General features: G+C 41.5%; 21 protein-coding genes. 7 read left to right on the forward strand and 14 right to left on the reverse strand.

Translation table 11 applies throughout. The features are described 5' to 3' along the window. Window positions 1-50: 50 nt before the first annotated feature. Window positions 51-1067: an STAS domain-containing protein gene (locus ACQCT8_RS17510; protein WP_426873279.1), complete on the reverse strand. Its 1017-nt coding sequence runs from the start codon at window positions 1065-1067 to the stop codon at window positions 51-53. A gap of 379 nt (window positions 1068-1446) precedes the next feature. On the opposite strand from ACQCT8_RS17510, the gene ACQCT8_RS17515 reads away from it, so the two are divergent. From ACQCT8_RS17515 to ACQCT8_RS17530, 4 genes are read left to right on the forward strand one after another with little or no spacing between them, the layout of a single operon-like run. After that, window positions 1447-2142: a DUF1538 domain-containing protein gene (locus ACQCT8_RS17515; RefSeq protein WP_426873281.1), complete on the forward strand. Its 696-nt coding sequence runs from the start codon at window positions 1447-1449 to the stop codon at window positions 2140-2142. Further along, on the forward strand, window positions 2139-2867 hold the full coding sequence (locus ACQCT8_RS17520; protein ID WP_426873283.1) for a DUF1538 domain-containing protein: 729 nt from the start codon (window positions 2139-2141) through the stop codon (window positions 2865-2867). Before ACQCT8_RS17515 ends, ACQCT8_RS17520 begins: the two co-directional genes overlap by 4 nt. Next, window positions 2864-3544, forward strand: coding sequence for a P-II family nitrogen regulator (locus tag ACQCT8_RS17525; protein WP_426873284.1), 681 nt, complete (start codon window positions 2864-2866; stop codon window positions 3542-3544). The genes ACQCT8_RS17520 and ACQCT8_RS17525 overlap by 4 nt, the downstream gene beginning before the upstream one ends. Before the next feature lie 60 nt (window positions 3545-3604). After that, a complete protein-coding gene (locus ACQCT8_RS17530) occupies window positions 3605-4570 on the forward strand; it encodes an NAD(P)/FAD-dependent oxidoreductase (protein WP_426873286.1) in 966 nt (321 codons plus the stop codon). 330 nt (window positions 4571-4900) lie between these two features. Here the strand turns inward: ACQCT8_RS17530 and ACQCT8_RS17535 are convergent, their stop codons facing one another. The 4 genes from ACQCT8_RS17535 to ACQCT8_RS17550 form a co-directional block, all read right to left on the reverse strand. Beyond that, the gene (locus tag ACQCT8_RS17535) at window positions 4901-5965 is read right to left on the reverse strand and encodes a C45 family autoproteolytic acyltransferase/hydolase (RefSeq protein WP_426873288.1); all 1065 of its coding nucleotides are present in this window, start codon (window positions 5963-5965) and stop codon (window positions 4901-4903) included. Between the two features lie 352 nt (window positions 5966-6317). Further along, window positions 6318-6782 (reverse strand): hypothetical protein, encoded by a 465-nt coding sequence (locus tag ACQCT8_RS17540; RefSeq protein WP_426873290.1) that lies wholly within the window; start codon window positions 6780-6782, stop codon window positions 6318-6320. A 129-nt stretch (window positions 6783-6911) separates the two neighbouring features. Then, window positions 6912-8348: a 4-hydroxyphenylacetate 3-monooxygenase, oxygenase component gene (gene hpaB / locus ACQCT8_RS17545; RefSeq protein WP_426873291.1), complete on the reverse strand. Its 1437-nt coding sequence runs from the start codon at window positions 8346-8348 to the stop codon at window positions 6912-6914. Between the two features lie 241 nt (window positions 8349-8589). Then, complete coding sequence (locus ACQCT8_RS17550) at window positions 8590-11814, reverse strand: M14 family metallopeptidase (RefSeq protein ID WP_426873292.1); 3225 nt, start codon at window positions 11812-11814, stop codon at window positions 8590-8592. Between the two features lie 294 nt (window positions 11815-12108). On the opposite strand from ACQCT8_RS17550, the gene ACQCT8_RS17555 reads away from it, so the two are divergent. Beyond that, complete coding sequence (locus ACQCT8_RS17555; protein WP_426873294.1) at window positions 12109-12783, forward strand: DUF421 domain-containing protein; 675 nt, start codon at window positions 12109-12111, stop codon at window positions 12781-12783. A gap of 33 nt (window positions 12784-12816) precedes the next feature. On the opposite strand, the gene ACQCT8_RS17560 is transcribed toward ACQCT8_RS17555, so the two are convergent. The 5 genes from ACQCT8_RS17560 to ACQCT8_RS17580 all read right to left on the reverse strand — a co-directional run bounded on the left by ACQCT8_RS17560 (window position 12817) and on the right by ACQCT8_RS17580 (window position 16016). Then, a complete protein-coding gene (locus tag ACQCT8_RS17560) occupies window positions 12817-13905 on the reverse strand; it encodes an FAD-dependent oxidoreductase (protein WP_426873296.1) in 1089 nt (362 codons plus the stop codon). Window positions 13906-13982: 77 nt separating this feature from the next. Continuing rightward, the gene (locus ACQCT8_RS17565) at window positions 13983-14825 is read right to left on the reverse strand and encodes a DUF2268 domain-containing protein (RefSeq protein ID WP_426873298.1); all 843 of its coding nucleotides are present in this window, start codon (window positions 14823-14825) and stop codon (window positions 13983-13985) included. A gap of 182 nt (window positions 14826-15007) precedes the next feature. Then, on the reverse strand, window positions 15008-15253 hold the full coding sequence (locus tag ACQCT8_RS17570; protein ID WP_278242350.1) for a stage VI sporulation protein F: 246 nt from the start codon (window positions 15251-15253) through the stop codon (window positions 15008-15010). A 121-nt stretch (window positions 15254-15374) separates the two neighbouring features. Further along, window positions 15375-15503: a YjcZ family sporulation protein gene (locus ACQCT8_RS17575; RefSeq protein ID WP_426873300.1), complete on the reverse strand. Its 129-nt coding sequence runs from the start codon at window positions 15501-15503 to the stop codon at window positions 15375-15377. A 141-nt stretch (window positions 15504-15644) separates the two neighbouring features. Next, the gene (locus tag ACQCT8_RS17580) at window positions 15645-16016 is read right to left on the reverse strand and encodes a VOC family protein (RefSeq protein WP_426873302.1); all 372 of its coding nucleotides are present in this window, start codon (window positions 16014-16016) and stop codon (window positions 15645-15647) included. A gap of 127 nt (window positions 16017-16143) precedes the next feature. Here ACQCT8_RS17580 and ACQCT8_RS17585 point away from each other — a divergent pair, with 127 nt between their 5' ends. Together ACQCT8_RS17585 and ACQCT8_RS17590 are read left to right on the forward strand one after the other, a co-directional pair. Next, window positions 16144-16446, forward strand: a complete 303-nt coding sequence (locus tag ACQCT8_RS17585) for a TIGR04104 family putative zinc finger protein (protein WP_426873304.1) — start codon at window positions 16144-16146, stop codon at window positions 16444-16446. Window positions 16447-16841: 395 nt separating this feature from the next. Then, entirely contained in the window at window positions 16842-17003 is a 162-nt protein-coding gene (locus ACQCT8_RS17590; RefSeq protein ID WP_426873306.1) for a hypothetical protein, read from the forward strand. 69 nt (window positions 17004-17072) lie between these two features. Here ACQCT8_RS17590 and ACQCT8_RS17595 read toward each other — a convergent pair whose 3' ends face one another. The 4 genes from ACQCT8_RS17595 to ACQCT8_RS17610 all read right to left on the reverse strand — a co-directional run bounded on the left by ACQCT8_RS17595 (window position 17073) and on the right by ACQCT8_RS17610 (window position 23506). Then, entirely contained in the window at window positions 17073-17879 is an 807-nt protein-coding gene (locus ACQCT8_RS17595; RefSeq protein WP_426873308.1) for an EcsC family protein, read from the reverse strand. A 61-nt stretch (window positions 17880-17940) separates the two neighbouring features. After that, complete coding sequence (locus ACQCT8_RS17600; protein WP_426873310.1) at window positions 17941-19488, reverse strand: BCCT family transporter; 1548 nt, start codon at window positions 19486-19488, stop codon at window positions 17941-17943. A 345-nt stretch (window positions 19489-19833) separates the two neighbouring features. Further along, window positions 19834-21849, reverse strand: coding sequence for an acyltransferase family protein (locus ACQCT8_RS17605; RefSeq protein ID WP_426873312.1), 2016 nt, complete (start codon window positions 21847-21849; stop codon window positions 19834-19836). A 442-nt stretch (window positions 21850-22291) separates the two neighbouring features. Next, window positions 22292-23506 (reverse strand): threonine synthase, encoded by a 1215-nt coding sequence (locus ACQCT8_RS17610; RefSeq protein ID WP_426873314.1) that lies wholly within the window; start codon window positions 23504-23506, stop codon window positions 22292-22294. Window positions 23507-23513: the final 7 nt, after the last annotated feature.

The raw sequence follows: 23513 nt of genomic DNA on the forward strand, positions 1-23513 counted from the left end.
TTGTTATTCATTAAATGGTCAAGCATACCTATCGCTGCAGGCCGGATAACTTAAATGATTCTTCTGCCTGATGCACCCAATGCATAATGAATGCCGTGTTGAAGCGTTTGAAAGCAATCAAACTTTGATAAATTAATATCCGATTCAGAAATGACCATGCTTAATTCTGCTGAGATCCCCACCAAAATTGTGTCAGTGCCAATAAGAGCTGCGGCAGATCCGATTTTTTCAATTAAACTTACTGTATGTCCGCTTATATTTTTATTGAGTCCAGTAAGGTCAAGAACAAGAAAGCTGGCTTTGTAGGACGGCAGGTTGGTCAACGTTTTAAAAACGAGTTCCTCCGACCGCTCTTCATCGTAAGTGCCCAGCAGCGGAACTACAACAACTTCATCCAACACCGGAATAATTGGAGAGGAAAGCTCTTTAACAAGTGCCTTTAACTCCCGTGTTTTATCCTCCACCAGCGCCTCAAGCTGAATAATTTGCTGGGACTCTTTTTTCCGTGCGAGCAAGTGAATATTTTCTGAAACCGTAACATTTGAAGGAAAATACTTCACCTTTGTATACTCATTTCCTTCTAATTGATAACAGTCTACCTCGTACCAGATATTTGTGCCTAACATGCCGGTGAAAATACCGGCATAATGAGCGGGTAGATAGTTTCCTCCTGTTGTCTTCCCCTGCGTTCGGTTAAGTTTATGCTCCCAGCTGTCCTTTAAGAGGACGGTCAATGTCTGCGTTTCAAAATTTAAATCCTGAATAATGGTTTTCCCCCAGCCAGCGGAGGCATATGTGTTCGTGATTAAAGCAGCTGCCTCTTCTACACCCACTTCTTTCATATTACTAAAATAATCTCCAACCACTAACCCCTGTCTGAAGCCTGTCGCTTCAAAAACAAGATTGGACGCTTCTTCTCCTGAAATTTCTTCAATGGTATCAAAGAACGTCTTCATTGCACTGGAGATCCAGAAAAGAACTGCATCTTCTCCTTCATATATAAATTGTCCCTTATCCAGGTTCCATTCAAACTGTAAACCGCCGACATTTATTTGATTATAATCCATTATTAGTCACCTTTTCTTGCATCATTAGTCTATTAAAGCTTTTTCAGTTACTACTTTACTATAATACCTTTCCTAATTGGGAATGACCACATCTATAACATAAAATTCACTTTTCTTTAAGGTCTCGAATGAAACTCCATTTGGTCCTTATTTCCCGGGAAACATTTTCATACTTACACAACCATTATTTTAATGGGTCCATAAGCATGGAATTAAGCTGTAACCCTTCATTCCTTTTACCTTTCTTTACCTGATGAAGTTTCAATTTCTGCTCTGAAGGTATAGTAACAAAACAAATACACTTTTATTAATTCACTTTAAATAGATTTCAATTTTTTTGACATTTCCTTTTATAAAATACCAGTTTTGAGGTGAACGAATGGATAAAGTAAAAGGAACCTTCAAGGAAGTGTCTGCAGCAATCTTTCCAATTACCATCGTTGTCATATTGCTGCAAGTAACATTAATACGCCTCCCTCTTGAACTTTTCCTTCAATTTATTATAGGTGTTCTGTTTGTAAGTCTTGGATTTTTTCTGTTCTTGCTCGGCGTTCATGCTGGTCTTCTTCCTGTTGGAGAAATGATCGGTAAAAAGCTTCCTAAAACGAAAAAGACCTGGCTGATCATTGGGGTTGGTCTTTTACTTGGTTTTGCAGTAACTATCGCTGAACCTGACGTAAGGGTGCTTTCAGAACAAATTGATGATGTTTCCAGCGGTGCAATCCCATCTTGGATATTAATTCTTTCTGTAGCAATAGGTCTTTCTTTATTCGTGGGTCTTGCGATGGCAAGAACCGTTTATTCGATTCCCATTCATTATTTGCTGGCAGGCTGTTATACACTTCTCTTTATACTGGCGGCTTTTGTTCCGCAGGCCTTTATTCCAATATCATTTGATGCTGGAGGGGTAACCACAGGACCTATGGCTGTACCCTTTATTCTGGCACTCGGGGTAGGTGTGGCCTCTGTTTTAAAATCGGGTTCCTCCTCGTCAAGCGATGGATTCGGTTTGATTGGTCTAGCTTCAGTTGGCCCTATTATCGCCCTTATGGTGCTGGGGGTGATCTTCGGATGAGTCTGGTCATATTTGAAGGCTTTTCAGAGATTATGATGGAGGTTGCCTTTGCTCTAATTCCTTTGCTGCTAATATTCGCCCTCTTCCAATTCACTTTGCTGAATTTGACTAAAGAACGATTTATTCGAATTCTATACGGATTTATCCTAACATTTTTCGGTCTTTCTTTTTTCCTGCAGGGCGTCCATGTTGGCTTTATGCCTGTTGGCGAAATGATGGGTGAGATACTAGGTGACAGATCGGATACCTGGATTTTGATTCCTATCGGCTTCGTCCTCGGTTTTGTGGCTACATTCGCTGAGCCTGCGGTAAGAATCATGAACGAAGAAGTAGATAAAGTAACGGGCGGCTCCATCTCAGAAAATGTGATGCTATACACGATTTCAATTGGGGTCGGGGTTTCCATCGCGCTGTCCATGGCCAGAATTTTATACGGATTTTCATTGTGGTGGCTTATTCTGCCTGGATATATTATCGCAATTGGATTAATCTTTATTTCAAGAAAAACGTTTGTGGCAATTGCATTTGATTCAGGTGGTGTGGCAACGGGTCCTATGACAGTGACCTTTATTACCTCCATGGCTGTAGGAGTAGCAGGGGTGACAGAGGGAAGGGATCCTCTTCTTGACGGCTTTGGTTTGATAGCGCTTGTCGCGCTTGCCCCAATTATTTCAGTTTTGATCCTCGGTCAAATTTACATGAGGAAAGGCGGGAGCAAGGCATGAATTTAAATCATAAATTATTTGTAGCTGTTTTAAAACGGGGCAGCTCCCGATCATTTATTCACGAAGCAAAAAAAGCCGGCCTTGATGGAGCCACCGTTTTATATGGCTATGGTAAAGGGAAAAATGAAAAAGACAGCTTTTTGGGTGTAAAGCTTGATCATAAAAAAGACATCGTGCTTGCAGCTTATGACGGAAATCTGGAAGATCAAATTATCCGTGCAGGCATTCGTGCGATCAATCTTGAAAAAAAGGGCAATGGCACAATAGGGTTTGTGATTCATTTATCTAAATTACTTGGGGTGCCCCATCTTCAGGATCGCGCCAATCAGGAAGGAGCTTTTCGTGTGAAGGATGACAGTAAACAGTACCAATTGATCATCACGATTGTTAATTCAGGAGAGTCTGAATCGGTGATCAAGGCCTCTGCACGCGCAGGGGCCGAAGGTGGAACCATCCTAACTGGCCGGGGCACTGGAGTGAATGAACGCCAAACCTTTATGAAGTTTTCCATCGATCCTGAGAAAGATGTTATTTTAACGATTGTACCTTCTGCTATTACAGATCAGGTGATTGAGGAGATTAACCAGGAGATCAATCTGGACCAGCCTGGAAAAGGAATCTGTTTTCTTGTGGACGTAGAGAAAGTTTTTGGTGTCAATCACAGTTCATTGGATTGATAAGATTGAGACTCATAAGGATCAAGCCCAAAAAGGGAAGAAAAGGGAGATGTAGACAGAGTGAAAGTGACAATTATCGGAGCTGGTCTAAGCGGACTATTCGCTGCCAGAACATTGGAGAAGCTTGGTCACAATACAATCATCATCGAAAAAGGAAGAAGTGCCGGCGGAAGAATGGCCACCAGAAGAATTGGCGAGGGCAGAGCGGATCATGGTGCCCAGTTTTTCACTGTCCGCTCAGAAGAACTGCAGATACTAACTGAAGAGTGGCTAGAAAAACGGTGGATTAAAAAATGGTTTGGAGATGACTTCCCCAGATACATAGGTGTGGATGGGATGAATCCTTTTATAAAAAATCTTTGCTCCTCTCTGCCAATTGAACTTAATGAGCGTGCAGTAAAAATTTCTTCAGGTCCCATTGGTGTCACAGTTCATACAGAAAAAGGAGAATACTATGAAAGTGATGCTGTGATTCTTACAGCCCCTGTTCCTCAATCATTGGAACTTCTGCAGAAATCACCTCATGTGCTTGACGAAGAAAAAGAACAGCGGCTGAGGTCCATAAGCTTTAAATCGTGCTTTACAGGGCTTCTTTCGATGAAGACACCCACTCAAATTGGACGTTCAGGAATACGATCAAAGGATCTGCCCGAAGGAGTGGATAAAATTGTAGCAAACGATCAAAAAGGAATTTCTGCTGCTCCCATACTTTCTGTCTATATGTCTGGTGACTGGAGTGACCGCCATTTTCATTTGAACGATGAAAAGGTACTGGAGAAACTGATTTCATCGCTTCCATCTTCTATTACCAGTCAGATTAAAGATTCCCAGCTTAAACGCTGGCGTTATTCTGAAGCTAATGAGGTCATTAGACACCCCTATATGCAACTTGATCCGCAGCCGATTTATTTAGCCGGAGACTGTTTTCTCACAGAAAATGATTCGAGCGGGAGAACCCGGATCGAAAGCGCCATCCTCTCAGGTATTCGTGCAGGAGAAGCAGTGGCAGGAGACTTTCTAAGCTGATTCAAAAGAGAGCCTGAGACAAAAGTGTCTCAGGCTCTACGACCGGTTCACTGCGTTTCAGGAGGCTGACGCTTTAGCAGGGACGGGGGTTGAGGCTTCTTGGGCGCTGCCTTGAAAAACTCAAGCAACCGTCCTATCCAGGAGCCGCCGCCTTCCGCTCGGCTCACCTCATACTTTACGGTATATAATGCTTCTATTTCTAAACTTTTTACGTTATGTCGAAGCCTTTTTTATTATTACTTGATCATTTGATAAACAGTCAGAATACTGGTAGTCCAGAATTCGCTAAAAGCATTTCTTTTCACCTGATTCAAGTGTTCTTTACTATTCTTATTTAGCTGACCAATAAGCCCCTTTATCGATATGAACAAAAGGAATATCTGTATCAATCTCACCCGTGATTTTTTCAATTTGCATGTTTTCGCCATTGAGCCACTCCCCAAAGTTTAATTCATTAGGCTCCTGGTCTCCGCCAAGCGCAAACCAGATTTTCATTTCACGAGGCAAATAGCCTGAGGTGTGAATGGTTCCTGCCCAATCCTTGTAGAGCTTAGAAAAAACACCTTTATCCGTATCATTCATGAGACGGAAGGCTCCGTATGGGGTTGTCACTTCATGGCGCTGTGAATGGATTGCCTCCATTCTTTTGATTGAATCCACAAGATGATAGCGATTTTCTTTCTTCATAATTTCAAAGTGATTAGTACATACGTCTGAACTTCTGACCTCTACTCCTCTCGGAGACGTTTCGATCACAAAGGACTGGTTGGACTTATCGAATACTGTGTAGCTGAATGAGTGACGGTGAGGAATTTCTTTCAGCATCTGTACAGCTTCAGCAGCGCTCGCACATGATTCCAGAAGCATCCTGCCAATTGTACAGCAGATAAAGCCATCTCCGGGCCGTTTCCGGTTCATAAAATTGTACCCGATGGAAAGACCGTGCTCATTCATTCCATCCATTCGCCCAGTAATGCGCTGGGAAGGGCCTGCTGTGGCATAGCCGCTGTCGGTCGGCTGATAAAATACAAAGCGTCCCTCATAAGTTTTTGGCATATAGTCATAATTCCTTATCATATAGCCATCCCCGGTCATAATTGAACAGCCTGAACGTTTATAATCAACCCTGTAGCCTCCAAACTCCATCATGACACGGCCCATTGACCAGTCCAGGGCGTCCCGTATTCCGAGTAATTCTTCCCATAGTCCGGGTGTGAATGCCGTAATGGCTTCTTTCACTTCTGCTTCTTTCACTTCAAATCTTGGCTTGCGTACTTTCCACTGTTTTTCCCTGTTCTCAACTGTAAGGGAGTTCCGCAGCAGCGAACCCTGAAGAAAGCCAAAATCATAATGTGTACCGCGGTACTGCAAAACATCACTATGTACTGTTTTCATTGTATTAAACCCTCTTTATTTGCGACATTATAGTAGATAGTTTAAGGGAAATTGTGGGACAGGTAAAGAATAGGTACTTCGTTTTTCAACAGGTTTAAGTCAAAAAATAGAGCCTGAGACAAAATTTCTCAGGCTCTTTGACCGGTCCGGTTCGCTTCAGCTGGACGCTCTCCGTACACCTCATACAATTAGTAAATATACTTCCTCTTCTAACTTTTTTAGTTAGATCCCAATGACGACGCTTGGTGGTTTGGACAGGACACTAGTGTCGTCACTTCCTGCTTCTCGCCTATGGTCATTTCATCATTCCATTGATATTTTCCAGCAACAATTCTTTCCTTTTAAAAAACGCTTATAGCATCTTCACCATTTGCTTCATTGCACCAAGATGATAGGCAGTGTGAGCCATGGAACCTAAAGCCTCGTTTGTGTGGATATCAATAGATTTCATTCGATCCACGCCATCCAGTAATTTCTCGTACTCTGTTCGAAGCTCCTGCTGTATGTTTTTCCACTGGTCATCAGAAACATGTTCAATTTTCCAGCTTTCTTCCCAATTCATTTCAGGATTTTCATCACTGCTTAAGATCTCATTTGTTCCCCATACATAATATCGGACATGATCGGCATGGGCTGCAAGAGTGGTTCCATTAATGGACTGAGATGCTTTTTGGGCTGATATTGTTTCAAGGAGACCAAAAATGCCGGAATCAGGCTCAGAATTAACAAAGTAACTGCCCCCATGCGGGTCAGCCGGTCCTTCAAATACTTCCTGAATCATTCGCTTTGCTGACATTACCATTGGATGATGACTCATATGATCCCTCCAGTGCAATCTGAATTACAATCCTGTTCTTTTTAAATACCCTTATTTATAAGAATTCACACGCCCGCTCTCCCACAATTTTTCATTCATTCCTTTTATACCTAAAAATGTGAATAGAGGTTATTTCAAAAACATATCCTCTACCCGCTTTTTATAGGGGGCGCGGTCGTAGATCTGATACAATGTGCTCGATAGACGAGCAGGATCCCCAAAGAAAAAACGTTCATATAAGGTTTGCCTGGAACCAAATTCACTCATGCATGTATCCCAGGCAAGTCTGAAAAGTTTTACCCGGCTGAATGCATCCATGGTTTTCGACTGGAGATATTGATCCAGGTCTTCCCGGATTTCAGACTGAAAATCCGCTTCTGACGGAATTGAAACCATACCGCTTGCTCCAAGCAGCTGAAGAATCTCTGTCAGCCGGGGGTATATGCGGGGGAAGGTATTAATTGCTGTATAGAGCGGATTTACATCAGGAAGCATAAATCCGTGATCCATAGAAGCTCCCGTTTCAGATGCCTGCAGCAGAGCTTTCATGGTCTCAAGCGCAACAATAATTTCAGAAACCTTTTCACGGACATGTAAATAATCGCCGATCTGGATGCTGTCCACCATCAGCTGAGCGACTCCTAAAATAAATTCAACCTTGACAACCTGTCTTGAAGCTACCTGATGAAGAGCAAGCTGTGCATATGCCCCTTTCTTGGAGAGAACGTCTGTCGCTTCGATGTTATTATAATGAAAGATCCGGTTCCATGGGACAAGTACATGATCAAAAACAACCATTGCATCGCTCTCTTCAAAGCGGGAACCCAGAGGAGAATCAAAGGTTGACTCCGTATGGCAAAAAGGCTGCCGGCAAATGAATTTTAGGCCCTTTGTATTGCTCGGAATGGAAAAAGAATAAGAATAAGCTGAATCCAGCATGCCTGCTGGCGAATACACAATAATTTCATCTGTTATCCCACCCTGTGTGGCCAGAAGCTTTGCTCCATTGATAATGATCCCTTCTTCTGTACGATCCACAATTTTTGCAGCTATAATTTGATCGGGCATTTCTAAGTACTGATAGGGTGCACGGTTCACTTGCGGGTCGATAAAGGTATGCGTAAAAGACCAGTCATTTTCCCTTGCCTGCTCAAAAATTGAAAGGATATGCTCTGGAAAGCAATTATCCCTTTCCTCAAGTAAATAAGAAGATGCCACAAGAGACACCAGCACGGTATTCATATAATCCGGACTTCTTCCCATCATGCCTGCATGCGTCCTCGCCCATTCCTGAAACATCAGCCTCCGCTGAAGCAAATCTTCTTTTGATACAGGTAATAAAAACGAAGCACCTACCTGCTTGCCTGTCAGTGGTGATCGAAATGTCATCATTTCTTTTATTGATTTCTTATGCTGCAAATCATAAAGGGCTGCCTGACTTTTCATGACTCCCTTAAAGGCAGGATGATTTGAAATATCCCCTTTCACTCTGCTTCCGTTAATCCATACCTCACTTTGCAACCGATTAATTCGATTTATATAATCAGTTCCTGTTATGGCCCCCACTATCTTTCCCCCTTTACAAATGGTGCCCGCTTAGAAATGACTCCACCCCGCTGTCTTATTACCATATTTTTATTCACATGAACTATTCATAAGCGTTGAAAATTATTGTATGAGAATTAAAAAGAGAGCCTGGGACAAAAATGTCTCAAGCTCTCTTACCGGTTTACTTCGCTTAAGATGGACGCTTCAGAAACCGCTCCCTCCCCATCGAACTGTCTTCAAATCATTCACGTTCACCCCGTTAGAAAGATTTAAAATTTAAAAGATTTTTCGATTTATCTTCTGATACTGCTTTAATCGAAATCAAACTTACCTTTTGTAAACTATTTTCGCCTTCTCTGTCAGGGTATGTTTCATCCTCTTTCGTTACGGTAATGGAAATGGTGAAATCATCACCAAGACCTGATGCTTTTTTTAGATTAATGTCATCCAGGGGAATCAGATAAACTGACTTGCCTGTCCTTAGTTCAATACTTGCCTTTTTATGAGCCTTTTTCAGCTGTGCAACGGCTTTTGATGGGATAACAACTTCAAGTGAGCCGCCTTCTCCATTCCAATCTGATTCGAGCACGACATGGTTAAGTTTTTCTTTTGATTGAATCGCTTGTGCGAATGCATTTTGCTCAACCTGCATATTGGTTTTCCCTTGACTTACTTTTTCGTTCATTTTATCTTTTCCTACAGTTTCATAATGTTTTTTTCCTTTTCCAGGATGTTTAGGCTTCCCTGGCTTTTTGGTCTTTGTTTCGTCACTAACGGAGGCGAATATACTATTGGCAAGTAATCTGTAGCTGTATTGCGTATGCCCTCTAAAGGCCAGTTCATTGGCAAAAAGAGTAAAGTCTGTGCTTTCTGTCTCGTGAGTAAAGGCCATTGTTTGACCTTTTGCTCCCTCATACCCGGGCCACCATCCAGATACATAGAAGTCATCTTCATCTCCAAAACGTGCAAGCACTTCAGCTTTTTCAGGCACAGTTGTGATCCATGAGCCAGTAGCGATATAAAGGTAGTCTTCTTTCTCATATCCTGACGTTATCAAGTGGTCTGACACATCAGCCTTGACTAATCCTTCATGATTCGAGCGGGTATAAGAAAAGTTAAACCCTGGCAATACACCGCTGTTGCGTACTGCGTTTAAAGCTGAGACACCGATTCCTATAAACCCTTTTCCTTCAACTGATTCTTCTGTAAATGAGCCGCTGTCACTGACAATGACATCAGCTTTTTCCGCATCTACAAGCTCAAATCCAAGCTGTCTAAGCGAGAAATTTAATTGTGCTGACCCTGTTGCCGCCACTTTTGCCTGGGATAAAGCGGTGGTTTTCAAGCTTTTCCCGTTCCCTGCAGACGCTGCTTCAAAATAGTAATCATCAGCGTATTCGTGCAGGTACCTTGATTGAATCACGTAATCTCCTTTTGAAGCTTTTCCCTTGCTTTCCAGGACTACTTCTACTTTTTTTCCTTCACGCAGAAGTGTATTCACTAGTTTAACAGTGTCATTGGTATTGTTTTTCACAATTTGTTTAGGCGGATTTCCTTTTACATTACCATCCGGAAGTGTGACCTCTTTCACTTCTTTGGTGCGGTCTTTAAACATATTCTCTTCTCGTACCTCAATTACGTCAAAGCCTCTTAGATCTGGAAAGTTTACAACAATAGGGTCATACATAGCATTCCAGTCTGATACGTTGTCGCCTTCATAGAGGACGGCATTTGCCAAGCCCCGCTTTGCTTGATCCATCGGCACAATAAAAGTACCTTTTGGATACGAAGTCCCATTAAGTTTGGTTTTAGTCGTGAGCTCCTCTACATTTATTCCGTTGCGAATGAGATATTCTGCCATTTTATGCGCCTCGAGCACATTTTTCTGCACATCATCAGTGTTGGGAATAACATAATACTCAGGGAAAAAATTTTCATTGCCGTTTCGGGCCCGTCCAATGGATTCTCCTTCTGCGTTTACTAAATATTCATCCACTGAACGATCATCCTGCCCTTGAACACCGCGTTCGAAAATTTCCAATTGATCTTTAAACAGCTCATCCTTATTTTCTGCTACAAAAAGTGCAGAACCTAATCCAACCCCTACCATTGCATCAAATGAATCCTGGCTCAACGCCGGCACTTCTACGGTATGCCCCATTGACCCGTGAAGCATTGCATACATCGCTGTATAGGCCGGTGTCATATCATCCCAGCCATCTTCCCACTCCAGCTGTGGAATAAAATAAGAGGATAAATCAGAATTCCCCACACCAGCACGTCCCATAGCGTCAGCCTGGTTCAGCATATTGCCTATGAGAAGATCATACTCAAAATTCGGATTGTGGGGTGGTGTTCCCGGTTCGATCAAAAAGCCATCCACATACCCATGCATATCGATAAATGATAATGGCGTCCATTTGGCAATCTCTTCTGTCACATGTTTCGTTTCAACCTGAGTTTGATTTGTATTATCCCGATTTAAATCAAAACCTTCAGCATTAGCCCGCGTGTTTGCTGCTCGTCCATCCGGATTATTGGTAAACATATATAAGAATATAGCATCATCAAGCACTTCATCCACTTGAATCGTTTCTTCGATTTCATTGCCCTCTTCATCGGTATTCGTAAACACTACCTCTTCATCAAGTGCGAATTTTTCCAGCAGTTCAATCTGCGCATCCACACCTTCTACTTCATCCGGGTGAATATTATTAAACCAGATTGGAACCTGGTAATCTTCCATTTCTCCATTTTCGAGTTTTTCAAGCAAACTCTCAGGATCATCAAGTGCCTCAGGGAGCGTTTCGTTTAAATATGTATCTACTGCTTTTTCATCTCTTGCTAAAATGACAAAGTGAAGATCTCTGCCCTCTACAGACTCACCAAGTTTTTGATACTCCAGGTACCGGTCGTTGCTTTGGCTGCTTTTTGCTTCTTCGAAAATTTCATCGATTTCAGGTTTTAGTTCATCATAGAATAAAAATTCATCGTATACATTAAGTGAAACGTCAGTTGCTGCTTTTACGCCACTCTCTGAATCGATCACGGCAAGTTCATAGTCACCGATAAACTGCTGATACTGTGTACGTATGGTGCGACTAGATATATCAGACCGATCGTACAAAAGACCGAATTCAATCGTTGCAGTTATTTCAGTTGAACCTTCTGTATACTCAGGCCCTTCGACTACATTAATGAAAGGCTCCCCGTTGTAGTCAGTACCTCCGCTCCATTTTTTCCACTCTGAAATGTCTTTTCCTCCGAATAAAAAGGTTAATTGATCGGGATTAACCTGTTTCCCGAAGTCTGCTTTTACCTCTACTGTTCTGGTCTCTGTCATCGAAAAGACAGACCTGCTTACATCCAAGCCGATTTCTTCACTTGCTTGAACACTTGTTGTGCCATTTTCTCCAAAAGCTGTTGTAAAAAGAAGAATAAAAGCGATCAACGCTGCTCCAGAGCGTAAAACCAAATTTTTCATCAAATTCTCCTGCCTTTCGCTATTAAATAAGCATTTAATTATGTATGTAATATAACAGAAAATTTCGATATCCGTAGTAACTACATGATTTTTTTCATAAAACCGTTCTTTATAACTGAATAAAAATACAATAATTAGTTCAAATCCAGGGGGATAATAGTCATTTTTTACAAAAAATCTGTTCAATAAATTTAACCGAAATTGAGGCTGGATCGCATCTTTCTTCCATACATATTTGAAAGTAAAAAAGAGATACTATTCCTATCTGTGCTTTATTCGGAGAGGAGTTTACTTATGTCCGTTTTAGAATTAATCTTGAGAATCATGCTCTCCTTCTTTGTCCTTTTACTTTTGACCAGGCTTATGGGACGACAGGAAATCTCTCAACTGACTTTTTTTAATTTCGTCTCAGGAATTGCAATTGGTTCAATTGGTGCGAACCTTGCGATAAATCCGGATGTACCTTTACGGAACGGCTTGATTGGTCTAATTGGCTGGAGCGCGATTACAATTGGGCTTGAATGGCTCGATATTCAAAGTCCAAAAATCAGATATGCTTTGGACGGTGAACCGAAAATATTAATAAAGCAGGGTAAAATAATGGAAAAGGAGTTAAAAAAAGCACGTCTTGATTTAGACGCGCTGCTGGCTCTTTTAAGGGATAAAGATATTTTTAACCTCTCAGATGTTGACTATGCGATCTTTGAAACAAACGGAAACCTGTCCGTGCTGAAAAAGAAACTACCAAACAAAAACGCTGACTCCCAAAAAAGTGTAATGGCCACAACATTAGTATCAGATGGAAAAATTCATTATGAAAATTTAAAAAAGATGAATCAATCTGAATCCTGGCTTCATGGGCAACTTCAGATTGCCGGTGTAAAGTCACTTACGGAGGTCTTCTATGCAGGTCAGCAAACCGATGGCACTTTTTATGTAGACATTAAAGAAGATGGCATGCCGAACTAATCAGGCTGTACTCAAATACGCTGTTTACCATGCCTATTCTTTTCTCTGAAACGGATGGATCAAACGGCTGGCAATCTTCAAGCCGCTTATCTTTTTACTTAATAAAAGTCTTCTAATCAGGGGCTTGCGGATGGATGCAGCCAAATAGTCAAGCTGTTTATTATTGAGCTGTTCAATCCCCCTCCTTAACGTAAGTGAATCGTGGTAGCTCTTATACAGCGGACGGACAAGTTCTTCATACCTTCCTTTTCCCGCGATATCATGGGCTGCATATATGCCAGTCAACATTGATTCAAATTGTCCAAAGCCAAAGAATGGCATAATTGACCCAAAACAATTTCCTACGAAAAATGTGTTGCCGATCCTTGGAGTTTCTGTTTTGCCAATCTGGTAATCCTCGAGTTCAAACGTGCTGATGATTAAAAGCTCCTGATTTAGTTTCCTACAGCATTCAAGAAAGAATCTTTCCCACAGATCTTCCTTTTTCAGCATCTCATTTTCCGGATACTGAGGATACACCAAGATAAGCGATGCTTCTTGTTCGGAATGCGGCAGCAAATACCCCATTCCCTTTGGTGCATAATGATTGTTAAAAAATGTATGAACCACCATTGCTTCAAACTTACCTTTAACGACAGCACCGATAAAACGAACAGATAAAGCTCTGTAATAGGGCTGTAATTTTTCTGTATCCGCGGCGTCACCCGTTGCTAAAACAATATGAGTATACGATCTTGATATCTCACTATGGCTGACATTTTGATGGAACTGAATTTCACCTTGAAGCTGATCTGCCAGTTGCTTCTCAAATGACAACGCATGCTTTCCCCTCATATTAATAAAACCTAAGCAGCCTTCTATGGAAGAACACTCATTTTCTGTCCAGATCCATGTTTTCTGAATATTACTTGCAGGTTTTAAGTCAATAGCGTGTTCTTCTGATAAATACTGAACCGCATCATCGAAAGGAGAATGAAACATGGAATAGATGGCTTCAGCATAAATAAAACGATCTCCCGCCATTCCTCTTTTTTCAAATATGTCTGCCTTTAACCCATGTTTTTCAAGAGTTAACGCACAGGCAAGACCGGATAAGCCCGCCCCGATAATCGCTATTTTCACATAAACCTCTCCTCAGGTCTTTCTTTGTATTTAGTTTGTAACAAAAGAGAGAGTTCCATTCTAAATTGAAGTAAAAATTACTCCAGTTTAAATGCTGATTGAGAAATAAATTCATCGGCTGATATAGACAATAATTGCTTCATTGACGTTGGTCCTTTTTTTTGAACATAGGAGGAGACAATATGAAAGCCAATGTGATATCCAATCCATCTAGGCAGCATTTTACTGCTTGTTCCATATAAGAATTTACGATGCTGATCCGTTCCTTTACTCAATAACCCAGGCACAAAAACTTTTTTCCATATCTTCATTCTTTCTTTCTCTGTGTATAAATCGGTCCATGGAGCTAAAAACTGCTCTCCTGCCGTCTGCTTAACCGAGTATTCTCCAAGGCCTTCAATAATCAGCGAATCCTGTAAGGTCATTTTTTCATTGGGTACATCTAAGTGGTTCAAGCGGCAGACATGATTATATTCATGGGCAAAGATAGCTTTAAAACTGCGGGAAGAAATAGCAGGCGATATAAAAAGGAACATCCCTTCTTTAAATGCCAAGCCATTTTTTTCAAGGAGCTGATCGTGAGATTTGGTTCTTTCCTTGCGAATTGGCAGTATGATAACCGGGCAATCAGGACCGCACCATTTTCTTTTTAATAGTGATAATTCGTTTTCAGCTTTTTCCCATGGATTCCACTCAATTGGATGGTTCTGAGCCAACTTGATATCCTGCCACTCTTCTGCTGTAAACAGCCCTTGCTTTAATAGCAGATTCATTAAGTTTTTTGAGGGGATATGAGGAAAAAAAGATTTCAATGGTCCTCCAATAGTCTCCATTTGAAGAGCAGCTGATTGTTTTCTGTTATTTTTTTGACACTCTTCTATAAATGTCCTTATCCAGACTCTTGTATCGACAATCGGCATCGCTGTCTCCTTTCAATTTTCCGTCTACCCTTTTACATTATTCAAAGGAGCCCATTTGGTGAGCGGGAAAGCCTGCCTCCATCTTTTAAAGCAAAAAAATAGACTGTCCTCACGAATCACTTTCTTTCATGAAGGCAATCTTTTTATGATTTCTTCCAACTACATGAAGCTGCCTAAGCATACTACTTCTTTTTCTTCAGCATTTCTCCAAGCTGGGTGAGGTCCTTCGGAACTTTTCCGCTTAAAATCGTTTGAACCAGCATATCTTCTTTTTCCTTTGTCACGGGCTTCTTTGCCATTGAAGATACCTTGCTGATAATAGATCTTACTGTTTTTTCATCTTTAAAATCAGCATCCTTTAACGATTTGGCGAGCTTCAGAATATCATCCATCTTCACACCGGTTTTTTTCTCGATACGATCAAACATATTTCCACATCCCTGTTTTATGTCATAGGTTTCTGTATAGGATATGAAAAAACAAAAAGGATGGTATAAGCCTGTAACCCGATTGAATTAAAAAAAGACCAGAGAACTGGTCTAATTTATTTTAGCAGTAAAGAGTAGCACCAATGATAATAAGCAGAATAAACAGTACTACAATCAAAGCAAATCCGCTGCCGTAGCCTCCGCCACAGCAACCGCCCCAACCGCCGCCATAGCCGCCGTATCCGTACATATATATTCACCTCCAACATGAAATTTGAGGGTTTTAATCACTCTCTATAAAGTATGTATGTGGAGGTGAAATGTATAGGTATATCGCACAAAACAACTTTAAATCTTATACCATGGGCAAATCAGGGAGGGTTAACCGCTTCTAATGGTTAAATTCAATGATATTTCCATCAGGGTCCGCAATAAACACTTGATGCCACTCCGTTTTATTCGTCGGCTTATCGAGCAGCGTCACACCTTTTTCGTTCATTCGTTTGAGAAACGCTTCAATATTGCTGACCCGAATAGCAAAATGGCCATCACGCGAATCAATTTTCGTTGTTCCTCTCAGGGTCTTTCCATTATTATGAACAATTAAATGAATTTGCGTGCTGCCGACCTGATACCAGGCTCCCGGGAAATCAAACGCCGGACGCTCAGGGCTTTCTGTAAAGCCCAAAGTTTCTCCGTAAAATTCTTTGGATCGTTCGATATCGTTTACAAGCAGCGATACATGGTGTATTCCTTCATACATTTTAATCAGTCCTTTCTAATTATCATCATAATATTTCTTCATTATAATGGATCGTTCTGAAAGCTGCTTTTTTAATGATTACTAATGAGACTGAAGGGAATAAAAACTTTAACAGGAGGTGATCGGCGTGCCGGCATGCAGCCATTGTGGAAAGACGTGGCCGTGGACAGAATGTATTAAGCTCTCCTTTAATTTTAATAGAGGGTGGTCCTGTCCTGCCTGTGGTGTCACTCAATATGCTAACTCACAAACAAGAAAAAGATCAGCGCTTCTCTCGGGCGTGCTCCCATTTATCATAATCTTTACAAGCACCCTTTTTGAATTATCTTTTCCAGCCGTTCTTGTGCTTGCTTTAATCCTTTTCATCATTACCCTTATAATCCTTCCATTCACCATCCGTCTATCCGGGAAAATCGAACCCCTATGGTAACGAATGTCCATCCACATCTGTTCCTTATTGCAGAGGAGTAAAATCCGCAGATACTCTCCTGACTTAAAGCGATAAGTCTGATGGATTAGAAGGGACTACTGGTCAAAAGTGTCTCAGCCGCGTTGTCCGGTTCACTGCGCTTCAGGTGGACGCTTTCCGCAGGGACGACGCTGAGCCTTTCCAGGGCGTTGCCCTGGAAAGGCTCAGCTTGTCGTCATATCCTGCAAGAGTCGCCACCTTCCGCTTCGTTCCCCAATTACTATTTATAAATACTACCTCGTTTTTTAACTTGTTCAGTTTTGTCCCAGTCTCTCTCTATTTGTGCATATTTTTCTTATTTAATGCATATGAATAAAGAATAGACACGAAAAAAGAGACAAAAGGGAGATTTGCCAATGACGGAACAAGAATATATCATCCAAAAAGCGAAAACGATTAAAACAACCCTGACAGACGAAACAGTCTCTCTCATTAAAGTAGTCGAGCTATTTGGGGAATGTTTGGCCACCCAATATCATAAAAAAAGAATATCTCCATCAGAAAATACTCAGGATTGAATTTTCCCCTTCACTTAAATAAGAGAACAATAGCCTGGGACAAAAATATGTCTCAGGCTATTTGCTGACTCACTTTATTGTAGCCCGGGTGAGGCGTTCTGAAATTCGTCTTTTCTGATAGAGCATGGTTGCCGTTTCAACGAGATCCCCTACCATCGAGCGATTGGCAAAGGCGCCAAACAAAATACCGGCTATTGGGACCAGCTGAAAAAGTTTCTTCCAGCCAAATTGCTCTGTAAATGTCAGGGTCACTTCCCTCCAGCCCTGAAGCTGTGACATTACGTCCTTTGAAGGATTGCTTCTATTGTCGTAATCAGCCAGCTCCTTAAGGATTGCCTGCTTTCCAACGACATCGGCAGCTGTGAATTGCAGGCATTTCAGCATAAAGACACGCTCTCTTTTGTCCTTTGGATCATATCCATGAAAGATCGCGATCTCCTGAAGTGTTTTCAAGCCTATTGCCAGGATCGCCGGTATATCCAGCACAAGTGTAAATAGTCCGCCAACCCCAGTCGCTGCTCCTTGAATGGAAGCTGTTCTTTTTCTTTGTTCCCCCAGCTCGCAAGCCATTTCCTTCATAAGAAGCAAGGGAAGGTCTTGTATATCCTCATATCCGGTGATTGGGTTGCCGGTTTTCTTTTCAATTAAGCGAAATACAGTTTTTTCTTTTGTTAAATAACGGCCGCCATTTTGAACAAAGCTGCCCATCTCATCTAGAAGATTGGCTATCTTTTTTTGAATAAAAGCAGGCGTTAATTTGTCTAAAAAAGCAAATGGAAGCCGGCTCAGCCTTTCCCAAAACCAGACTTTCCCCTGATCCTTTTCCCATTCCTTAATCACATTTAATTCGTGTTCCAAGATCGATCGAGATTCCATTTGAACACCCGCCTGTTCTGCATAATACTTTACTTACGCCAGATCTATAAATGAAGTTTCATTATACTTGATTATTTTTTCTAATATTATACTTCCAGGCTAGATCCTGATCTATCATTTTTTTCGCTGCATAAATAAGAACGAATTGAACTACAATAATCGGCAGTCCCATTAAACCTGAAATAACTTCAAGCGGCGCCAGTCCGCCTACACGCATTAGGATCAGGCTGATCAACGTTATAACACCCGCAACCACGATTCGCAAAATTCTCGGAGGTTCATTTTTGCTCATATCACTAGTGCTGGTGTAAGCAGCAACCGTGTAAGTGGTTGAGTCAAGTGTTGTGGTAAGAAAGATTAGCGCAACAATGATGAACGCACCGATGAAAAGTTCCCCAAAAGGAAGTGTCGACAAAATCACAGGAATGGCTGCCATTCTTTCTTCATTTTCAACCAGATCAAGAACCGAAACTTCTCCTGTCAAATAACGGTGGACACCTAACCCGCCCAGAACACCTGTAGCAATCCACGAGATCATAGTCGGAGCCAGGAAATATGTAAGAATCATTTCCTTGATCGTCCGCCCTTTTGAAATCTTCGCAGCAAACACACTGTGAAGCATAGCCCACGTTGCACTGTAAGCAAACCAGAATACGGTATTGCTTTGAATATGAGAAGCCTGTCCCTGATAGACGGAGTCTGTATTTAACGAAATGGATACATAATTTGATAATAGAAACGATACGCTGTCTGTAAAATAATTTAAGATGAAGACACCTGGGCCCAGAACGATAATAAATAGAGCAAATAATCCGGCTAAATACATATTAAACGTGCTCAATCGCTTAATGCCTTTTTCGATCCCTAAATAAGCACTCAGGGAAAATAAAGCGACCCATATGAGGGTGACAGCAAGAGTCAGCCCATACGTGACCTCAATTTCAAAGAGCGAAGAAAGATTATACGTGACAATCGGTGCGCCGAGACCTAATGTTACGGCTGCTCCCATTAAAATGCTGACAAGAAATAGGATGTCAAGCGCTTTTCCTACCCAGCCATCGGTCAGTCTGTCCCCGAGCAAAACACGGCACGCCTCTGAAATACGCATTAATGGACGCTTTCTAACATGCAAAATATATCCCATCGCAGGTGCGATCAAAACAAATATGGCGAAAACCTGAAATCCCCACAAAAACATGCTGTAGGCATTTCCCCATAAAATAGCTTCTGCAGATCCCGGGTCTACGCCCGCAGGAGGATCATTTGCAACAGAAGTCCACTGAAGCATGCCTGTACGCATAATGGTTGACCCAACGCCCATTGCAATTAAAATGGAGGCGTACTCAAATAAAGTAAATCTCGGCTTTTCTGCTGGATCTCCCAGCACCACCTTGCCGTATTTTGAAAAAGAGAAATACAAGCCTGCTGCAACTAAAATGACACCATACCAAAGGTAGCCCCAGCTGAAAACCTCGACAATGTAGTTAAATATTTCATTAAGAACATCCAGGGAGGCAGATTCATACAAAGCGAAAGGAATACTGATCCCAATAATAATCAATAATGACGGTACAAAAATTTTATAATCAATCCATCTATCTTTATTCATCGTCTCCCCCTTTTCTTTTTATAGGTGCTTTTTCCTATACCCGTTGAGATAGGTGGAAAACGGGAAAATGCTAATTGTTTAAATTTGGAGGGACGCTGGATACCCTGCTGGCTAACTAAGGTGATTTCAACGTATTTTTAATTTCAAATAAAAACACGCTGTGAAATTACTGAAGAAGTGTTAAAAGATGAAGGAATAGCGCAATTATAAAAAGAAGAGGCATTTACGGCTAAAATGACAAAACAGAACCCTCCCAATCGCTCAGGCTAAGTGTAGGGAAAAGAGCCTGAGAAATATTTTTCTCAGGCTCAGCAGCTTATAAGGGTAAATATTAATTTTTGTTTACTATTCATCTTGAACTTGTGATGAATTATCCAATTGCTCGAGTGCTTTTTCTATGTGAACTTCAAGTGCTGGGGCCATTGTCTCAGCATAGGTGGCAGTCAAATGGTGATGATCTCGATACACCAAAACATTCCCAATAACTGGAAAACACTCTTCTTCGTCACAGAAAAATTCCGATAGATCTGCAAAAAATACATTGTCAGGTACATTTTCTGTATTATCCCATGGCAAAGTATCAGATAATGCATCTGCTCTTTTAATAGAACAATTTTCGGGTGTTTCTTCAATACATAAAGGAGGATCTTCTGCCATCCTTGGATTATCGCGAATCGCAAAAACCTTGGAGACATCTTCAAACTGTCTCCACTTCTCTATATAACCCTGCGGAATAGTGGATTCCTTATCAATGTTTGCTGTTGTAATCAGCATATCCGGTGGGTCTTCAAGAAGCGGTTTCATTACTTGTTCATTCCACTCCATACAGGATTCAGACAAAAATCCGTCAAAGTCATCCTGGGAAAACCTGCACGCATCTTTATTATAAACATCAAGCTGAAAATTAAGATTCTCAGCAATTGCTTCTAAAGGAGGGAACCAGTGCCCTGAATGACTTCCGCCAACGAGAGCTACAACATATTCCGGATTTTCTGTTTGACCATAGGAGCACTTCGTAACTGAGTTTTCATCTCTGGCAGTATAACACCCTTCATCAAAATAAAAAGAGGCAAGATCACCTTTTGCATTTACTGCTTCCGGGAGGGGTTCCAGTTCAGGGTTTGCCGGGACATTTTCAGATATCATTCTTGCTCCGGGATAGTCCTCTGCCGGAAGCTCTTCAGCCATACCAGCCTGAGAATAATTGACATACAAAGTCCACGATACCCCCGCTATAATTACCGGCATCATAAAGGCAGCCAAAATTGCTGACAATCTCCCCTTCGATTGTTTAATGTTAATTTTTCGAACTGGAGCTTCAAGAAGTTTTATAGATAGGATGGACAACAAAAATGTACATAGTAAAATCAAAACACCAGCTGTATTTGTTACGGTTTCTCTATCGAAATAAGCATAATAGAAAACCAGCATTGGCCAGTGCCATAAGTAAAACCCATACGATATACTTCCAAAATACATTAACGGCTTTGACCCGAGAAGTTTTTCTGCCCCAAATTTACTTCCTGTTTCAGCAGCTATAATAACAAGTATTACCCCGCCAGTTGGCAGGAGAGCAGCGTAGCCGGGGAAAACCGTTGATACAGGTAAAAGAATTCCTGTCAAGGTAATGATCGCAAAACCAAGCCACCCGAGAAAAAAGCTAATTAGAGGTTTAAACTTCAAGTACGGAATCAGCAGTGCAAGGATTCCGCCTAAACTAAATTCCCACGCCCTGGCAAATGTATCAAAGTAAGCCCATGGCTGATTTTCTCCAGTAATATAGATGGAATAAGTGAGGGAAGCTGTAAACAAGAGAGTAAGAATCGCTAATAGAGTCTTTCTCACTGGTGTTTTTAAAACTTTTCTGGCAATAAAATAAACTCCAATAATAACAAGCGGCCATGTTATATAAAATTGCCCTTGAATAGATAATGCCCAAAAATGCTGAAAAGGACTTGCGGCATTATTTTGCGCTAGATAGTCGACTGCACTATTTGCAAGCTGCCAATTCTGATAATAAAAAGCGGAGGAAAATATTTCGGGAATCGTCTGAACCCAACGTACCTGAGGCAATAAGAAAATAGACGCTAGAGTTGTTACTAAAAGAACTGTGAATGCGATCGGAAATAATCTGCGGCCAAGCCCCAGAAAGTACTCACCTATATGTATTTTCCCTTCCCTCATCATTCTCGAAAGCAGAGAGGTTGTAATTAAATAGCCTGAAACAATAAAAAATACATCCACTCCCCCTGACACAGAGCCTAACCAAATATGATAAATTGCAACCAGTAATGCTGCAACAGCTCGAACACCTTCTAATTCCGGCCGAAACTTTTTTTCCGGCGATCGTAAATCGTTCACCTTATACAACTCCATTTCAACTAGGTACCTCTTTTTTAAAATAACTCATATAAGTTTAACGCATGCGTTTAAAATAATTCAATACAACGATCATAAGTGAGACTATAGCCTTACCACACCTATTAAGAGGCAGTTAATGCCTGCAATACATCTTATAATACACTTTTTAAGCTGATTAAAAACCACTTGTATTAAATTACCACAAATACAAAAATGAGCCTGGGACATATATGTCCCAGGCTCATTTACGGGTTTCTTCACTTCGGTTGGACGCTTTTCGCAGGAACGGTCAAGGCATTTTCGTTGCCTTGCCCCCTAGAGTCTCAAACATCTGTCATATCCTGCTTGAGCCGCCCCTTCCGCTGCGCTTGCCTCATAAAGAATGATAGACCCCGCCGCATTTTAAACTTTTTTACGTTATGTTCCAACCTCTTCTAGATGTTTATATGCGCTTAAGTGAACTGTCCTTTTCCAATACCTCCACATCGATCTCAACTGTATCAGGATATTTAATACCTGCTCCGGTGTTTAATGCGACTACCGTCTCGTTCTCTCTGATCCAGTTTTCCTGGCGCAGCTTTCGGATGGCAGCAAATACCGCCGCTCCTTCAGGACAAATAAACGATCCTTCCATCCTTGCAACGTTCTGCTGCTCACGAAGCATCCATTCATCGTCGACCGCTACAGCACATCCATTTGTTTCATAGATTGCATCAAGAACTAAAAAGTCCCCAATAGCTTTTGGAACATTTATACCAAATGCGATCGTGTCAGATTCTTCCCAGAACTGTGATTCACTCTTTTTTTCCTTCCAGGCCTTTACAATGGGAGCACAGCCGCTTGATTGAACGGCTACTAAACGAGGCAGTCTGCCAGACACCCACCCTAATTTCCTTAACTCCTTTAATGCTTTATGAATCCCAATGAGACCGACACCACCGCCCGTGGGATATAAGATCACATCAGGCATCTTCCATCCAAGTTGTTCAGCAATTTCAAGTCCCATCGTTTTCTTTCCCTCGATTCGATAGGGCTCTTTTAAAGTGGAGGCATCATATAGATTAAATTTCTCCACAGCTTCCTTTACTATTTTTCCGGCGTCACTGATTAATCCATTTACTAAATAAAGATTGGCTCCTGATAGAGCTGTTTCATTCCGGGTAATTTTGGGGGCATCCTGCGGCATGACGATCGTGGAGGTGATACCTGCTTTTGCCCCATAAAGAGCCCAAGCTGCTCCTGCATTTCCATTGGTCGGCATCGCAAATTCCTCCACACCGAGTTCCTTTGCCTTTGAAACGCCTACAGCAGCTCCCCTCGCTTTAAAGGTGCCGGTTGGAATCAGTCCTTCATCCTTCATGTACAGCTGTTTAATGTTCATATCTCGTCCAAGAGATGGCATTGCAAGAAGAGGAGCCATTCCCTCTCCCTGCGAAACCACATTCTCCGGTTGCTCCACGGGCAGCATTTCATGGTATCTCCATAAAGTAGATTCGCGAGCAGCCAGATCCTCAGGCTGCATCACTTTTTTCAGAGCCGCCCAATCGTACTCAACTAAAAGAGGAGAACCACATGAGCAGAGCTGATGCTTTTCTTTTGTACTGTATTCACTTTTGCATTTGGGGCAAATCAAATGAGTTACATAACTGTATTTCAACACTAAC

It is taken from the genome of Jeotgalibacillus proteolyticus, from assembly GCF_050107735.1.
Lineage (GTDB): Bacteria > Bacillota > Bacilli > Bacillales > Jeotgalibacillaceae > Jeotgalibacillus > Jeotgalibacillus proteolyticus_A.

What these genes read in the sequence shown, in the direction of transcription:
- ACQCT8_RS17510 (WP_426873279.1), bottom strand. Translation starts at nt 1,067, where the DNA reads ATGGATTATAATCAAATAAATGTCGGCGGTTTACAGTTTGAATGGAAC.
- ACQCT8_RS17515 (WP_426873281.1), top strand. Translation starts at nt 1,447, where the DNA reads ATGGATAAAGTAAAAGGAACCTTCAAGGAAGTGTCTGCAGCAATCTTT.
- ACQCT8_RS17520 (WP_426873283.1), top strand. Translation starts at nt 2,139, where the DNA reads ATGAGTCTGGTCATATTTGAAGGCTTTTCAGAGATTATGATGGAGGTT.
- ACQCT8_RS17525 (WP_426873284.1), top strand. Translation starts at nt 2,864, where the DNA reads ATGAATTTAAATCATAAATTATTTGTAGCTGTTTTAAAACGGGGCAGC.
- ACQCT8_RS17535 (WP_426873288.1), bottom strand. Translation starts at nt 5,965, where the DNA reads ATGAAAACAGTACATAGTGATGTTTTGCAGTACCGCGGTACACATTAT.
- ACQCT8_RS17540 (WP_426873290.1), bottom strand. Translation starts at nt 6,782, where the DNA reads ATGAGTCATCATCCAATGGTAATGTCAGCAAAGCGAATGATTCAGGAA.
- ACQCT8_RS17550 (WP_426873292.1), bottom strand. Translation starts at nt 11,814, where the DNA reads ATGAAAAATTTGGTTTTACGCTCTGGAGCAGCGTTGATCGCTTTTATT.
- ACQCT8_RS17555 (WP_426873294.1), top strand. Translation starts at nt 12,109, where the DNA reads ATGTCCGTTTTAGAATTAATCTTGAGAATCATGCTCTCCTTCTTTGTC.
- ACQCT8_RS17565 (WP_426873298.1), bottom strand. Translation starts at nt 14,825, where the DNA reads ATGCCGATTGTCGATACAAGAGTCTGGATAAGGACATTTATAGAAGAG.
- ACQCT8_RS17570 (WP_278242350.1), bottom strand. Translation starts at nt 15,253, where the DNA reads ATGTTTGATCGTATCGAGAAAAAAACCGGTGTGAAGATGGATGATATT.
- ACQCT8_RS17575 (WP_426873300.1), bottom strand. Translation starts at nt 15,503, where the DNA reads ATGTACGGATACGGCGGCTATGGCGGCGGTTGGGGCGGTTGCTGTGGC.
- ACQCT8_RS17580 (WP_426873302.1), bottom strand. Translation starts at nt 16,016, where the DNA reads ATGTATGAAGGAATACACCATGTATCGCTGCTTGTAAACGATATCGAA.
- ACQCT8_RS17590 (WP_426873306.1), top strand. Translation starts at nt 16,842, where the DNA reads ATGACGGAACAAGAATATATCATCCAAAAAGCGAAAACGATTAAAACA.
- ACQCT8_RS17595 (WP_426873308.1), bottom strand. Translation starts at nt 17,879, where the DNA reads ATGGAATCTCGATCGATCTTGGAACACGAATTAAATGTGATTAAGGAA.
- ACQCT8_RS17600 (WP_426873310.1), bottom strand. Translation starts at nt 19,488, where the DNA reads ATGAATAAAGATAGATGGATTGATTATAAAATTTTTGTACCGTCATTA.